Below are 15,137 nucleotides of genomic sequence, written 5' to 3' on the forward strand. Positions count from 1 at the left end.
GGTTCGCATGCGTGATTGCGCCGCGTCAGTGGTGACGATGGTCTCGGATGTGCCGGAAGTGCCGCAGCGCTTCTATGTCGGCATCGATCACTACCGCGCTGGACGCACGGCGGGCTATATGCTGGGGAGGCTCGCGAAAGGCGATGGCGCTGTGTTGATCATTCAGGCAATGCGTGGGTATCGCGCGCATGCGGAGCGTGTGCGGGGCTGCGTTGAAGAAATCGCGACACATTTCCCCGGGCGCCGCCTGATCGTTCCCGACGAAGACACGCTCGACGATGCCGCGCGCTGCTACCGTCTCGTGCAACACGCACTGCGCGACGGTCCCATTGCGGGCATCTACAACACGGGCGATGGAGGCGAGGGCATCGAGGCCGCGTTAAAGCGCGCGCAACTGCTGGGACGCGTCGTGTGGGCGGGACACGAAATCGAGGACTTGCATCGCCGTCTGCTCGAAGCACGCCTGATGGACGTCGCCATCGATCAGGACCCGGACGGGCAAGCCGTCACGGCGCTTGCGCGACTGCTCTCCATGACCGATGACGCACCGCCGCCCCAACTGCGTTTCAACGGTGAGTTTTCCGTGTATCACCCGACCAACGTGCGCAGCGCGCCGTATCTCTGAGAGCAATTCTGTCAGACAAATTCACGCAATCCGATTGGCAGCTTTCGCATGTGGCAAAAAGATGCAAGGAATCGACTCTCATTGCCTTTGCTGATGTCTATCGTCACCGACATCAGGACACTACGCTTGCCCGCGCGCCCCGCGCTCGTGCAGCTGGTGGCCGCTGATATTGGCCCATACGAAGGCGTGGAGGCGACGCGCGATGCCGTCGATGTGGGACATCTGCGGCGCATGCTGCCAGTGTCTGGCGATGCTGCCCGCTTTGCTCCCTGAGGCGGACCAGCGAGGTAGGCTTCGTTCGGTCTTCCGGATTGAGGGCAGTGCATATGGCTCGGCCACCTCCGCGTGACTTGCCCAATGTCAGGCGAAGACTATTTCCCCGGTCACCGGCCACCTCCGATGCCTGTTGCGCGCTCGCCAACTAGCGAAGAAACAGCCGCGGACTGTGGCTTTTCCGCATTTGTGTCAACCACGCTGTAGTCGGGATCGCGATTGAGCACCGCACGGGCTCGATCGACATCCATCGCGCCCTCCCAGCGTGCGACCACGATGGTCGCTACACCGTTGCCGATCAGGTTCGTCACAGCGCGAGCTTCGTTCAGGAAGCGGTCCACGCCCAGAAGCAGCACGAGGCCCGAGACCGGTATTTTGTGCATCGACGCAAGTGTCGCTGCGAGTGCGACGAAACCCGCTCCCGCCACGCCGGCCGATCCCTTCGACGTCAGCAGCAGAACGCCGAGCACGACAAGCTGATCGAGCAGCGTCATATGGATATTCATCGCCTGCGCGACAAACATCGCTGCCATCGTCAGGTAGATCGCAGTGCCATCGGCGTTGAAGGTGTAGCCGGTCGGCAGCACCATGCCGACGACAGGTCGCGAGCAGCCGAGATTCTCCATCTTGATCAGCATCTGAGGCAGCACGGCTTCAGTCGACGCCGTGCCGAGCGTGATCAGAATCTCGTCGCGGATATAGCGAAGATACTTCCAGATCGACAGCCCGCAGAGCCGCATGACGATGCCAAGCACGACCACCACAAAGAAAATCGACGTGATGTACAGGCATAGCATCAATTGCCCGAACGATGTCAGCGTGCCGAGGCCATACCTGGCAATGGTAAAGGCCATGCCGCCGAACGCGCCTACGGGGGCGACGTACATCACGATGCGCACGACCCCGAACATGCCTTGCAGAAACATGTCGAGCGTATCCACGAGCGGCGCGGTGCGCGGGCCGAGTTTCGCCAGAGAGACGGCGAACAGCACGGAGAAGAAGATGATCGGCAGGATTTCGCCGTTCGCAAATGCGCCGACGATACTGTTCGGCACGATGCTCATCAGGAAACCGAGCGCCGTGTGGTCATGCGCGGCGTGTGCGTAGGTGGCGATCGCCGAGCTGTCGATGTGCGTCGGGTCGATGTTCATGCCGCTGCCGGGCTTGATCACGTTGACGACAAAGAGGCCAATGAGCAGCGCAATGCTCGACGCAACCTCGAAATAGAGTACCGCCTTTACGCCGACGCGACCCGCTTCGTGCAGGTCATTCATGCGCGCGATGCCGACGACGACCGAGGCGAAGATGATCGGCGCGAGCAACATGCGGATCAGCTTGATGAACAGGTCGCCAAGCGGTTTGAGATCGGCGCCGATATCCGGGTAAAAGTGGCCGACGAGAATGCCGGCCACGATACCAATCAGCACCTGGACATAGAGCTTCGAAAGGGTCTTTTTGAGTTTTGAGGGCCGCATGTCTGTCTCCTGAGCATGGCGCCATCTACCTGAATCCGGGCGACCGCCAATCGCTGTGCGTGCAGCGATTGTGTTTCCGGTCGCGGCTCTGCTTGTTTCACTGATTGCGTCACGCCGACAGTTTCACCATTTCCGCAAACAAATCGGCCTTGCCTTCGAAGCCAATGCCTGGCAGGTCCGGCATGGTGATGTAGCCGTTGTCGACCGTCACGCCGTCCGGGAAGCCGCCGTATGGCTGGAATAGATCCGGATACGATTCGTTGCCACCCAGGCCGAGACCGGCGGCGATGTTCAGCGACATCTGATGGCCGCCGTGCGGGATGCAGCGACGCGGCGACCAGCCATGCTGACGCAGCATGTCGAGCGTGCGCAGATACTCGACGAGGCCATAACTCAACGCGCAGTCGAATTGCAGCCAGTCGCGGTCCGCGCGCATGCCGCCGTAACGGATGAGGTTGCGTGCGTCCTGCATCGAGAACAGGTCCTCGCCGGTCGCCATCGGTTTGTCGTAGTAGTTGCGCAGCGTCGCCTGCAGTTCGAAATCGAGCGGATCGCCCGGTTCCTCGTACCAGAACAGATCGTATTGCGAGAGGGCTTTCGCGTACTGGATCGCGGTATCGAGATCGAAGCGGCCGTTCGCATCGACTGCGAGCTTCTGGCCGTCGCCCAGCACGCCCAGGACCGAGTCGATGCGGCGAAGGTCTTCGTCAAGCGACGCGCCACCAATTTTCTTCTTCACGACCGTGTAGCCGCGGTCGATGTAGCTGCGCATCTCGTCCTTCAGCTTCTCGTGATCCTGGCCCGGGTAGTAGTAGCCGCCCGCCGCGTAAACGAATATCTTGCGCTCTGGCTGGCCGTTGCCATAGCGGTCAGCCAGCAACTGGAAGAGCGGCTTGCCTTCGATCTTGGCCACGGCGTCCCACACCGCCATGTCGATGGTGCCGATGGCGACCGAGCGCTCGCCGTGGCCCCCGGGCTTTTCGTTGGTGAACATCGTCGCCCAGATCTTGTGCGGATCGAGGTTGTTGCCCGCGTCGTCGACGAGCGAGGCGGGATCGGCTTCAAGAATGCGCGGGATGAAGCGCTCGCGCATCAGCTTGCCCTGGCCGTAACGGCCGTTCGAATTGAAACCATAGCCGACGACCGGCTTGCCATCGCGGATTACATCGGTGATCACGGCGACGAGGCTCAGCGTCATCTTGCTGAAGTCGATGTACGCGTTGCGGATCGGGGAGCTGATCGGAACGGTCTTTTCGCGGATTTCAACGATTTTCATGGTGGTGTCTCTGGACTGTCAGTGCTGCAATGGGAGGTAGCATAGCCGCGTGAGAACGGCTTATACTTCACCAGAATTCATTTCATTTTTTACCAAAAGTGAGAACTGATTCCGCGACCGATTTTGAGTTTTTTGTCCAGTTGGCGAAGCTGAAGAGCCTGTCTGGCGCGGCGCGCTCACTAGGCCTCACGCCGCCTGCGGCCACCAAGCGGCTCGGCATACTCGAGGAAAGATTGGGAGCGCGACTGGTGAATCGGACGACGCGCAGCGTCAGCCTGACCTCAGAAGGCGAGATCTATGCGCGCTACGCCGCGCAGATTCTCGACCAGATGCGGGAAATGGAGGATGCAATCGCCGGGACGCCCGCCGATCCGCACGGCCGCCTGCGCGTCAACGCGACCTTGGGGTTTGGGCGAACGACGATCGCGCCTTTAGTGTCGGCATTTGCGAAACGGTATCCACACGTCGATATCCAGTTCGTGGTGACGGACCGGCCCGTCGATCTGGTCGAAGGTGCATTCGATATGGCGATCCGGTTTGGCGAACTGCCGGATCAGCGCCTGAGAGCGCGCCGATTGATGAGCAATCGTCGATTTCTATGTGCGTCGCCAAAATATCTCGAACGGCACGGCGTTCCACAGCGAAAAGAGGATCTCGTCAATCATCGCTGCATTATTCACACGCAGAACGACGATGCATTTGGTGTCTGGAGATTCATGCAGGACGATCATCTGGAGGCTTTGAAGGTGAATGGTTCGCTATCCAGCAATGATGGGGATATCGTGCTGCGATGGGCGCTGGATGGGCACGGCATTCTGATTCGCTCCGAATGGGATCTCGCGAAATACATCCAGAGCGGGAGGCTCAGTCTTGTGCTGCCCGAGGTGGGTTTGCCGTCTGCGGATCTGTTCGTCTACTACCCCGGCCAGCGCAACCAGTCAACTCGCGCTAGAGCGTTCATAGATTTCCTGGTCAAGCATTTCGAAGCGCCGTTTATTCCGGTCGACACCGGCAAAGCGGCCCCTGAGCGCAGGAGACCCGCTCGAGCCGGGAACTGACGATGTGGGAACGGGTTCGAGCTCATGAGGGTGCCGAAGTTTCATCGTGGAGCTCGTTCGGCGCACGCTACGGTCTTATGGCGGCGCGCCGAACCGCATTTACAGGCGACACATAACTGCCTGTTCTGGAGCACAGCAGGGACGCTCAATGCGGGAGGGCGACCGGTCGAAATTAGCCGATGGACTGAAGCGCTCGCGTGGTAGGGGGCTCCGGTGTGACGCTGGTGGTCAGGGAGAGGCCGGTCACCGCCAGGGCGCCCGTGCTGCTACGTCCCGGCCGCCCGGGCGCGACCCCCGACAGACCCGTCTCTTCTAGAGCACGCGGGCGGTTGCCGTGCCACACGGCTCCCGATATGCTCGTTGCCATCAAGGATGGCAGGGGCAAAACGTGCGGCGTGTAACGGTCAGAAAATCTTCAATCCATGGACGGGGCGTTTTTGCGCTGCAGCCTATCGCTGCGGGTGAGCGGATCCTTGAATACCGTGGCGAAATCACCTCCTGGCGCCGGGCAGCGGCCAGACACAAACGCTCTGGCGCGCCGGGCCATACATTTATTTTCGGCCTGGCCGACGGACGCGTGATTGATGGCAGTGTGGGCGGCAATAGCGCGCGTTGGCTGAACCACTCGTGCCGGCCGAACTGCGAGGCAATCGAGGACGAGCGGGGACGGGTCTTCATCGAAACTATCAGGAAGGTAATGCCGGACGACGAGCTGTTTATCGCGTACGGACTGACGATCGATGAAGTGCCGACGCCGGAAGTTGTCGCCAACTATGTCTGTTATTGCGGGGCAAAACGGTGCAGCGGATCGATGCTCGCCATGTAATCGGTTGCAAGCGGTTGCGAAGCGATTCCACCAGCTCCTTCGACGCTGACCCGTCAGCGGGTGCCGTCGGGAGAGTCTCCGGCGATTGGGATGCAGTCCGCCGCGATTCCGCTGTCGCTACTCGCGCGGCGTTCGCCGGCTATTCTCCATTCATCGCGCTGAACGCTCAAGGCGCCGTTGTCTGAGTGCAGTGTGTCAGACCGTGTGCCGCGACTTTCATTTCCTGAATGCCGCTTTTTCGCTTGAACGCACCAATATGATGGCATATCGACGGACTGCATATCGACGTTTGCGATTGCGGTAAGCTTACCGGGTTTCCCACCTGGATAAGCTCATGGACAAGACACAAATAGCGGGAGCCAATCCGAACAATGCGTTGCCCGCCGACAGGTCCGTCGCTTCGCACACTGCATCGACCGAAGCCGCCACAACGACAGAAGACCTCGCTGCATTCACGGCGGGCATCACACGGGAGGTTGCCGACCTGGTCGCCCGTGCCGAGATGCGGGCAACGCTGGCTGCCGAGCGACGCGTTTTGCAGGTAGTGCGCCGCCTCGTGGATGAGCGCGCGGAAGCGGCCTGCACGCAGGCGAGAAGCGAGCAGGTTATTGCAGAATTGCAAACGCGTCTGGCGCATGCACTTTCCGACGTCGGGGCACTGAAGGCACAACTCGAATTTGTGCGTGCCGTCGCTGGCGCGGTGCCAGTGTCGATGAGCGCTGGGACTGTGCCGGCCCGAAAGCCCGATCTTGTAGGGCCGCGAGCTGTCCAGCCGGGAGAGGTTGTTCAGTTATCTGCGGCCCGGTACCTGATCCGCAACCCTTGGCCGACCGACCTGACAGGACGACCTTTCATATCGTCGGGGATTAACGTCATAGACTGGAATTTCCCTGGCGCGCGGCATGGCTAATTTATCTGCTTAGGGGGCTGACGCTCACCGCGGGCAGAAACTGTCGTGCAAGATTCGCAATAATGGGCGTTGACGACTTTACTTCGTTTTTGGTGACGACTTTACTTCGCTCTACGATTGCGGACAACCAGCCTCTGTCGATCATCGAGGCGATGAGCGCGGGCACGCCGCTCGTCGGCTTCGCAACCGAAGGCATTCCCGAAATCGTGCTGCACGACGAGACCGGCTTTCTCGTTCCGACCGGCGACGAACCGGCGCTGCGTCGCGGCATTGAACCCGCGCGCGCGGCTCGCTGGTCGGAGAACTGTCGACGGCATGCGGTCGGCGCGCTTCTCGCATACGAAAATGCTCGACCGTCACCTGAAGTTGTATCGGTCGTTGCTTGCAACGTGAGCGAGGCGTGTGCCTCCATTGGAACCGGCTGGCTCAACGAAACGCACTCATCTGCGAAGCCATCATCTGCAGCATCTTGTTCGACGCCGCGGAAAGCGTGCGTCCCACGCGCGTGACGAGATGCGCCTCGGCATTTTGCAGGATCGGATGTTCGATCGGAATGGCCTTCAGTTCGCCGGCCTTCAGTTCGACCGTGACGGCGAACGCGGGCAGCACGACAATGCCCAGCTCGGAGCGGGCGAACTGCTTCATGATGTTGATCGAGTTGGTCGTCACCGCCGGTTCCAGGCTGATTTTCTCGGCGTATTCCACCGCTTGCAGCATTTGCCGCGTGCCGTACGTGGCGTGCGTCGCGGCGATCGGGTAGGACGCCAGTTCCTGCACCGTCAGACTTTTGCGCTTGATGCTGCGTGCCGTTTTGGTGCCGACAATCGCCATCATCGGCTGGCGGCGCGACGCACGCGACACGATGCGCGGCTCGGCCGGCGGATTGTAGACGAGGCCGATCTCGCCTTCGTCCTCGGAAATTCTGGTCATCACGTCGTTCGTGCTGCCCAGGTCGAGATTGACCTTGATGTTTGGGTAGAGCTTGCAGAAGTGCTGCATCGGGCCGCCCAGCAGGTCCGAGACGAATCCTTCACCCAACACCACGCTCACGCGGCCCGTGCGCAGGCCGCGCAGATCATGTAGCCGCGACAGCAGATCGTCGCGATGCGCGCGCTGCTCGCGGAAATACTGGATCACGAACTGTCCCGCTTCGGTCGGCGTGACGCCGCGCGCATGACGTTCGATCAGCGGCGCATCCAGTTCTTCTTCGAGCAAAGCAATCTGGCGGCTCACCGCCGAAGGCGCAACGTCGAGCCAGTCCGCCGCCGCGCGGATCGTGCCGCAGCGTACCGCTTCGAAGAAATAGGCAATCCGGCTTTCCGTCAAGGCATTGGACATGGCGAGCGTTCGAATTTTTAGAACAACTTCAATATTGGCACTTATTGGTTGAAATGGCCAATGGATCGAATATCGACGACAACCGGCGCGGAATCTGACTTCCCGCCGGGCATTCCCATGCACTGATCAGGAGCGCAGCAATGAAAAAGGTAGGTGTCGTCGGACTCGGAAACATGGGCCGCGGAATGGCCTTGTCACTGAAGCGGGCGGGTTTCGACGTGTCGGGGTTCGATGCCAGTCAGGACAGCGTTCAGAAGCTGGCGGCAGAGGGCGTGAAGCCGTGCGCTTCGATCGCGGAGATGACCGGCGCGGTCGACGTGCTGATTCTCTCGCTGCCCACCTCGGCGATTGTCGAAGAAGTCGTGCTCGGCGCAGGCGGCGTGGCGACGAACGCGAAACGCGGCCTGATCGTGATCGACACGACCACGGCCGATCCGAACAGCACGCGCAAGGTGGCGGCGGCGCTCGCGGAATGCGGCGTGGGGTTCATTGACGGCCCGGTAAGCGGCGGCCCGAAGGGCGCGGCCACCGCCACGATGACGATGGTGCTTGGCGGCGCGGAGGACCATATCGCCGCCGTGCAGCCGGTGCTCTCGGCGATCAGCGCGAAGCAGGTGCATGTGGGCCCGGCGGGCGCGGGTCACGTGACCAAGCTCATCAACAACCTGCTGACGGGCGTTCATCTGCTTGTGACGAGCGAGGCGGTGCGCGCGGCGGAAGCGGCGGGCGTCGACAAGACCCGGCTGATCGAAGCGCTCAGCGGCGGCTCGGGCAAGAACAGCGCGACGCTCACCAACTATCCCACCTGGATTCTCAACGAAAAATTCGATTCGGGCTTCACGATGAAACTCATGCGCAAGGACATGCGCCTCGCGCTCGAACTGCTGCGAAGCAAGAACATCAGCGCGCCGGTCGCGAACGAGGCGGGGCGGCTGTGGGCGAAGAGCGAGGAATCGATTGGCGACGCGGAAGATTTCAACCGCATCGTCCAGTTCGTTGACACGCATTGATGGCCCACGGAATATAAAGAGGAAACGTCATGACTCAAAGCATTGCGGATAACCTGCTCGCGGCTTTTCAGCACTTCTTTCCGGCCGCGAAAACCATTGGCTCGTACGTGAACGGCGAACTGGTCGAAGGGCAGGGCGACCTCATTCAGCTGTACGACGCGGCAAGCGGCGAGAAGAGCATTGCTTACCGCGATGGCGGCGCGGAAGTGGTGGCGCTCGCGGCCTCGGCGGCACAGGCCGCGCAGAAGCAGTGGTGGGCGCTGACGCACGCCGCGCGCGGCCGCGCGATGTTCGACGTGGCGCGTGAGGTGCGCCAGAACGCCGAAGCGCTCGCGCGCCTCGAATCGCTCGGCTCGGGCAAGCCTATTCGCGATTGCCGTGGCGAAGTCGCCAAGGTCGCGGAGATGTTCGAGTACTACGGCGGCTGGGCCGACAAGTTCTATGGCGACGTGATTCCGGTGCCCACTTCGCACCTGAACTACACGCGCCGCGAACCGGCGGGCACCGTGTTGCAGATCACGCCGTGGAACGCGCCGGTGTTCACATGCGGCTGGCAGGTCGCACCCGCTATTTCGATGGGTAACGCCGTGCTGCTCAAGCCGTCCGAACTTACGCCGTTCAGTTCGCTCGCGGTCGGCAGGCTGGCCGAGCGGGCCGGCGTGCCGAAGGGCTTGATCAACGTGCTCGCGGGCTACGGCCACACGGTCGCGCAGGCGGCCATCGCGCATAAGGTCATCAAGAAGGTCGTCTTTGTCGGCTCACCCGCGACCGGCGCGCGTATCGCGGAAGCGGCGGCGAAGCGCGTGCTGCCTTGCGTGCTGGAACTAGGCGGCAAGTCGGCAAACATCGTGTTCGAGGACGCTGACCTGAAGCGCGCGGCGCTCACCGCGCAGGCCGCGATCTTTGCGGGCGCGGGGCAAAGTTGCGTGGCGGGTTCGCGTCTGCTGGTACAGCGCTCCATCTACGACGAGTTCGTCGCGAGGGTGTCCACGGGCGCGAAAAAGATCAAGGTAGGCGCGCCGACCGACGACGCCACCGAAGTCGGCCCCATCTGCAATCGCACGCAATACGACCACGTGATGAAGATGATCGCGAGCGGCGTGGCGGCGGGCGCGACGCTCACGGCCGGCACGGCGGAACGCTCGGACGGCGGCTATTTCGTCGCACCCACCGTGCTTGCCAATGTGACCAACGAGATGGACGTGGCGCGTACCGAGATCTTCGGGCCGGTCGTGGTGGCAATTCCGTTCGACACGGAGGAAGAAGCCATCCGTATCGCCAACGACACCGACTTCGGCCTGGCCGGCGCGGTATGGACCAACGACGTGGCCCGCGCGCACCGCGTGGCCGCGCAGATCGACGCCGGCACGTTCTGGGTAAACGGCTACAAGACGATCAATGTCGCGTCGCCGTTCGGCGGTTATGGCATGAGTGGTTATGGACGCTCGAGCGGCGTGGAGGCGCTGTACGAGTACACGCAGACCAAGAGCGTGTGGGTCGAAACGGCGGCGGCGCCGCCCACCGCGTTCGGCTATCTGTAAGCGCAATAAACGAAGACAAAGACGAAGACCAGAACCAGCGTTGACAACCTTGATACCGGGCCGGCGTGCCACGGGGCGGAGAGCAGCATGGAACATACGATAACGACGAACCGCGCGGGGAGCGTCGGCTTTACGGGCGCAAAGCTGCTGGTCTATGCGGCGGCAATTCTGCTGATCGCGCAATTCATCGGCGCGTCGACGTTCAGCGTCGGTCCGGGCAAGGTCGTGCTGTTGCCCATGGTGTGGGCGTTGCTGATGGGCGGTGCGCTCGGTCTCGTCTCCGAACGCTGGCGCAGCAGCATGCGGCTCGACGTGAAGACACAGTTCCTCGCGGCGGCCGTGCTGCAACCCGCGTTGCTGCTGTTCGTCTCCAAACTCGGTCTGATGGTGGGCAGCGCGTTGCCTAAGCTCGCCGCGGCGGGCTGGGCGCTCGCCTTCCAGGAACTCGGGCACTTTGTCGGCACCATTCTGCTCGGCCTGCCGCTCGCGCTGGTCCTGGGCATCAAGCGCGAAGCGATTGGCGCCACCTTCTCCGTGGGCCGCGAGCCGAGCCTCGCGATCATCGGCGAAAAGTATGGGATGGATTCGGCGGAAGGGCGCGGCGTGCTGGCCGAGTATTTGACCGGCACGGTGTTCGGCGCCGTGTTCATCGCGATCTTCGCGGGTTTCATTGCGAGCCTGCACATTTTTCATCCGCTCGCGCTGGCGATGGGCGCGGGCGTGGGTTCGGGCAGCATGATGGCGGCGGCCTCGGGCGCGATCGCGGCGGCGCAGCAGTCGCCCGACGTCGCGAAAGACGTGCTGACGTTCGCGGCGGCCAGTAACCTGATTACGACCACCATCGGCACGTATTTCACGCTGTTCATTTCGCTGCCGCTCGCGGTGTTCGGCTACCGGGTGCTGGAGCCGTTGATTGGCCGGACGACGAAGGCATCGGGCGCGTCAGAAGCCATCGAGGCCACGCGTCCGAAACTCGGCGACGTGCAGACCGAAGCGCCCACGCTCAGCTATTCAGGGAAGATGGCCGCGTGGGTGCTGACGGCCGTGTTCTCGCTCGTATGCGACTGGATCACGCACGGCACGACGCTGCTGATGGGGCTGCCGGGCATGTGCTTCATGGTGCTCGCCACGGTGATCGGCGACGGGCTGGCGGTCGTCACGCGGCGCAAGATTCCGGCGGTGTGCTGGGTATCCATTGTCGCGATGTTCATGACCTCGCCGCTGTGCCCGTGGGCGACGCAGATCGCCGCGCTGAGCGCGAAGAACGACTTTCTCGGTGTCGTCACGCCCATGCTGACGTTCGCGGGCCTTTCCATCGCGAAGGACATTCCCGCGTTCCGCCGGCTTGGCTGGCGCATCGTGCTGGTGTCTTTCGTGGCGAATGCGGGCACGTTCGTGGGCGCCGCGCTGGTTGCGCAGATTTTTCACGTGTGAGCGGCGGAGTCAGGCGGCGGCGTCCGCGTGATCGGTCGAAGCGAAGCTGTCCGCTTCGCCGTCAATGCCGTTGCCGTTGTTGTACGTCACGGCGCAGTTCGTGCCGCTGCCTTTGGCTTCGTACATCGCCGCGTCCGCCTTGCTCAGCAGTGTCTGTTCGTCCTCGCCGTGATCGGGGAACGCGGCGATGCCCACGCTCAGACAGGGCCGGATAGTCGAGCTGCCGAGCGCAAGCGGCGAATTGACCGACAGAACGATGCGGCTGGCCAGCGCCTCGACGTTTTGCATGGCGCGCTGCGTCGACACGATGACGAACTCGTCGCCGCCATACCGGCCGATCCGTTCCGTCGCGCCGCACGCTTCCATCAGCCGGAGGGCGACGGCGGTGAGCAGGTGGTCGCCGTGCTGGTGGCCGAGCGTGTCGTTCACCGTCTTGAAGCCGTCCAGGTCGATAAAAAGCACGCTGACCCGGTCGCGTGACGCGCGGGCGCGCGCCAGCGTGTCGGACAGGTGCCGCGCGAGCGTCGCGCGGTTCAGCAGCCCCGTGAGGGTGTCGTGCTCGCTCAGCACCTTCAGCGCGCGCGAGCGTTCGCCGAGTTTCATCGACGTGCGGTACGTCACCACGCCGAGCGAGAGCGGATAGACGAGCAGCATGGGCGCGCTAGCGATGGTCGTGGCGGAGACGCTGCCCCAGTCGAACTGCACGCCGAACGCGAGCGCGCCCAGCCCGAAACCGACGCAGCACGCAAGCGCGCCGCGGGCAAGCAGACGCGGGCCGCCAGCCGCGACGTTGTTCATCATGAACATCAGCAGAATGAGCGTGGAGGGTAGCCACGTGCATTTGATCGCCACGACGATCATCCCACCGACCATGCTGTCCACGAAAAGATTCACGCGCTCGCTGCGCCCCGGCTGAGCGCTCCACCGCGTCATCAGAAACGCGAAATGCGGCCAGCCGTAGCAGTAAACCAGTACGAACAGGCGCGGAAACAGGCTTGCGTGCTGAAGCCACAGCACTGTCTGCACCAGGAAAAAGCCCATGGCGAGACCGACGCAGCGCAAGCCGTATGCGCGGCGCGCAAGGCCGGCGCCGCGCCGCGTCTCGTGATGCGACGCCTGGGCGCCGGCGAGAGGCGGAGAATGTGCGGCAGTCGGATTCATAGTCACCAGGCGCTTTCGCGCTCGTCGTCGCCGTTGCTAGCTGGAACCTCGCCCCGGATCGCGTCGCGCGCCGTGCCCGTCAGGCGAATAAACAGTGGCGTTAACTGGATTACGGCCTGCCGCTCCCGTCCTTTAGCATCGAAGCACCTGCGCATGCCACGCGAAAAAATCGCCTGAAAATCGGTCCGCTTAAAGCCGGCTCATATTACCGGGATTGTCTGAACGCCAGGTGAAAATCATGTTTTCAACCACGCCTGGTTGACCACCGCATATTCCCTGGTTGTTATTCGCATTTTGCGGGAAGCCTTCTTTCAGCTTGCGCTTTTCTAATGAATTGATTGGAGCGATTGAAAAATGAATATACAGAAAACGTTTGCGTCCATTTTTTACCGCTCGATCGGCCTGTATTTATCAAGTCGCGTGCTGATAACCGGAAACGAGCAGTCGTAATCTCGTTGGCCGGAACGGGCAAGCTGTCAGACGGGGACAGCGGAACGCATGGAACAGTCGCGGTAACAGGTCGAGCCCGGTTCAGACTGTCGCTAATAGAAGGCAAAACATTTACGGTTCTCAAGATATCGGCGGACCAGCTCAGAGTAGGGATGTATATCCAGAAGCTCGGCGGGTCGTGGCTTAGCCATCCGTTCTTCCGGTCGCGTTTTCTGCTGGACAAACGGGGAGATCTTCAGGCGATTATCGACGCCGGCATTGACGAAGTGTGGATCGACCCGGAAAAGGGCCTGAAACCCGCACGTCGTGTCGCGGAAGATGAAAAGCCGTCTATCCTGTTTCAGCGGCATCTGTCGCGGTCGGGTTTTAACCCGCCGCCGGATAGCCCTCCGCCGGAAAAAATCGTCGAGACGGCGGCGGCTGCGCATGATCAACGCGTGTCGGTTCGCGACGAGAGGGAAACGCGCGCAGACCATCTGTACGCTCGCGAAAAGCAAGATTGGCACTATTTTCACGGACGCGCGTCTGGGCGAAACCACGGACACGAAGTCGATGCTGCCGCTCGTCGACGAGATTGCGTCGTGCGTGCAGCGTCAGACGGTGGCGCTCATGAGCATTGCCGTACAGCGAAGTAATCTTGTCACCGGCTGATGCACGCTAGGCCAAGGCTGGACGCCTTTAAGGTGACGAGATTACTTCGTTTGTCCGCGAAGTAAACCCGTCACTTCGCCTCAGTGCGAAGTAAATCTGTCACTGCCCGTTCGTTGTAGCGACAACTTTCTCTGGCAGGTTGAACACATGGTCGATTTTTTTCGAAGCCTCGATCTGCTCATGCTCTGGCGTCCTCGCGGCGCGCACCGGTAGACGTTTTCCGTCCAAACTCGGGTGACGCCTGACGCTATATCGGCGCAGCGCCTTCCAAGCCCGGATAGGGCCGGAAGCGGATCCCGCTTCAACGACGTTCTGTCAGCGAGCATGCTTCATTGCACTGGACGGACAACATTGCATCGTCAATTTCTGGACGACGTCTTATGACCGAGAATACCTGGTACTACTATCGGAAGTGGCCGCTACGGACGATCGTCCGCAAACCGTATTGACTTTGATCAGGAGGCCTTCGGCGTCCGCCATGCAACCGGTCGTGTGCTTGTCCACGCGTATGAAGGCGTCCGCGCTCATTGCCTCGCGCTTCACGATGCTCAGTCCGGGTGAGCAACGGCTGACCCCGGTACTTGGCTTCATATTCAATTCCAGATGGTGTTACCTGGCGAGTTGATCGTATCGATCCTGTTGAAGTTCGCGCGTGCGAACGGGCTTTCCGGGCATGCGCTTTTGCGGCTGGTGCCCGCTGATATTGACCCTTACGAAGGCGTGGAGCCGAAGCGCGATGCCGTCGATGTGTGACATCTGCGGCGCATGCTGCTGATGTTTGGCACGGTGCGCGCGCTTTGCTACTTGAGGCGGACCAGGTAGGTAGGCATCGTTCGGTTTTCCGGATCGAAGGCAGTGCATTTTGCTCGGTCAACACAGCGTGACGCGCCCGATGTCAAGCAAAGACCGTTTCTCCGGTCCGGCGAAAGCTTGAGATTGAGGGCCTTAGGTGCGGTCGAGAGATGCGCTACACGCTCGATGCAAGTCTTGTGGGCGCTCCGTATCGCGGTGCGCAGTGCGGCGAGCGTGACGCGACTCGATATCCTCCCCGTTGCAACGCGACGGCGATGCGCAAGGAGCATCGAACTGCGACCGCGCGACACCTCCAT

Annotated in this window: 14 protein-coding genes; 10 read left to right on the plus strand and 4 right to left on the minus strand. The window is 61.8% G+C overall.

Annotated features, from left to right (window positions below; all coding sequences use genetic code 11):
* Positions 1 to 7: 7 nt before the first annotated feature.
* Positions 8 to 625, plus strand: coding sequence for a substrate-binding domain-containing protein (locus AAGS40_RS26815; RefSeq protein WP_345817542.1), 618 nt, complete (start codon positions 8 to 10; stop codon positions 623 to 625).
* 48 nt (positions 626 to 673) lie between these two features.
* A complete protein-coding gene (locus tag AAGS40_RS26820) occupies positions 674 to 898 on the plus strand; it encodes a hypothetical protein (protein ID WP_345817543.1) in 225 nt (74 codons plus the stop codon).
* Positions 899 to 1,008: 110 nt separating this feature from the next.
* Here AAGS40_RS26820 and dctA read toward each other — a convergent pair whose 3' ends face one another.
* Together dctA and AAGS40_RS26830 are read right to left on the minus strand one after the other, a co-directional pair.
* Positions 1,009 to 2,373: a C4-dicarboxylate transporter DctA gene (gene dctA, locus AAGS40_RS26825; RefSeq protein WP_345817544.1), complete on the minus strand. Its 1,365-nt coding sequence runs from the start codon at positions 2,371 to 2,373 to the stop codon at positions 1,009 to 1,011.
* 109 nt (positions 2,374 to 2,482) lie between these two features.
* The gene (locus tag AAGS40_RS26830) at positions 2,483 to 3,649 is read right to left on the minus strand and encodes a mandelate racemase/muconate lactonizing enzyme family protein (protein WP_345817545.1); all 1,167 of its coding nucleotides are present in this window, start codon (positions 3,647 to 3,649) and stop codon (positions 2,483 to 2,485) included.
* A gap of 98 nt (positions 3,650 to 3,747) precedes the next feature.
* On the opposite strand from AAGS40_RS26830, the gene AAGS40_RS26835 reads away from it, so the two are divergent.
* From AAGS40_RS26835 to AAGS40_RS26845, 3 genes are all read left to right on the plus strand, one after another.
* The gene (locus AAGS40_RS26835) at positions 3,748 to 4,707 is read left to right on the plus strand and encodes a LysR family transcriptional regulator (protein ID WP_345817546.1); all 960 of its coding nucleotides are present in this window, start codon (positions 3,748 to 3,750) and stop codon (positions 4,705 to 4,707) included.
* Positions 4,708 to 5,095: 388 nt separating this feature from the next.
* Positions 5,096 to 5,533, plus strand: a complete 438-nt coding sequence (locus tag AAGS40_RS26840; protein WP_345817547.1) for an SET domain-containing protein-lysine N-methyltransferase — start codon at positions 5,096 to 5,098, stop codon at positions 5,531 to 5,533.
* A 334-nt stretch (positions 5,534 to 5,867) separates the two neighbouring features.
* Positions 5,868 to 6,443 (plus strand): hypothetical protein, encoded by a 576-nt coding sequence (locus AAGS40_RS26845; RefSeq protein WP_345817548.1) that lies wholly within the window; start codon positions 5,868 to 5,870, stop codon positions 6,441 to 6,443.
* Positions 6,444 to 6,869: 426 nt separating this feature from the next.
* On the opposite strand, the gene AAGS40_RS26850 is transcribed toward AAGS40_RS26845, so the two are convergent.
* On the minus strand, positions 6,870 to 7,781 hold the full coding sequence (locus AAGS40_RS26850; RefSeq protein ID WP_345817549.1) for a LysR family transcriptional regulator: 912 nt from the start codon (positions 7,779 to 7,781) through the stop codon (positions 6,870 to 6,872).
* 140 nt (positions 7,782 to 7,921) lie between these two features.
* Here AAGS40_RS26850 and AAGS40_RS26855 point away from each other — a divergent pair, with 140 nt between their 5' ends.
* From AAGS40_RS26855 to AAGS40_RS26865, 3 genes are all read left to right on the plus strand, one after another.
* Positions 7,922 to 8,791, plus strand: coding sequence for an NAD(P)-dependent oxidoreductase (locus tag AAGS40_RS26855; protein ID WP_345817550.1), 870 nt, complete (start codon positions 7,922 to 7,924; stop codon positions 8,789 to 8,791).
* 29 nt (positions 8,792 to 8,820) lie between these two features.
* A complete protein-coding gene (locus AAGS40_RS26860) occupies positions 8,821 to 10,332 on the plus strand; it encodes an aldehyde dehydrogenase family protein (RefSeq protein ID WP_345817551.1) in 1,512 nt (503 codons plus the stop codon).
* A gap of 87 nt (positions 10,333 to 10,419) precedes the next feature.
* Positions 10,420 to 11,766 carry a DUF3100 domain-containing protein gene (locus AAGS40_RS26865; RefSeq protein WP_345817552.1) on the plus strand — a complete coding sequence of 449 codons (1,347 nt, stop codon included), beginning with the start codon at positions 10,420 to 10,422 and terminating at the stop codon, positions 11,764 to 11,766.
* 9 nt (positions 11,767 to 11,775) lie between these two features.
* Here AAGS40_RS26865 and AAGS40_RS26870 read toward each other — a convergent pair whose 3' ends face one another.
* Positions 11,776 to 12,927, minus strand: coding sequence for a diguanylate cyclase (locus AAGS40_RS26870; protein ID WP_345817553.1), 1,152 nt, complete (start codon positions 12,925 to 12,927; stop codon positions 11,776 to 11,778).
* 338 nt (positions 12,928 to 13,265) lie between these two features.
* On the opposite strand from AAGS40_RS26870, the gene AAGS40_RS26875 reads away from it, so the two are divergent.
* Positions 13,266 to 14,012 (plus strand): DUF3391 domain-containing protein, encoded by a 747-nt coding sequence (locus AAGS40_RS26875; protein ID WP_345817554.1) that lies wholly within the window; start codon positions 13,266 to 13,268, stop codon positions 14,010 to 14,012.
* Between the two features lie 619 nt (positions 14,013 to 14,631).
* Complete coding sequence (locus AAGS40_RS26880; RefSeq protein ID WP_345817555.1) at positions 14,632 to 14,781, plus strand: hypothetical protein; 150 nt, start codon at positions 14,632 to 14,634, stop codon at positions 14,779 to 14,781.
* The last annotated feature ends 356 nt before the right edge of the window (positions 14,782 to 15,137 follow it).

The sequence above is a fragment of the Paraburkholderia sp. PREW-6R genome (genome assembly GCF_039621805.1).
Classification (GTDB): domain Bacteria; phylum Pseudomonadota; class Gammaproteobacteria; order Burkholderiales; family Burkholderiaceae; genus Paraburkholderia.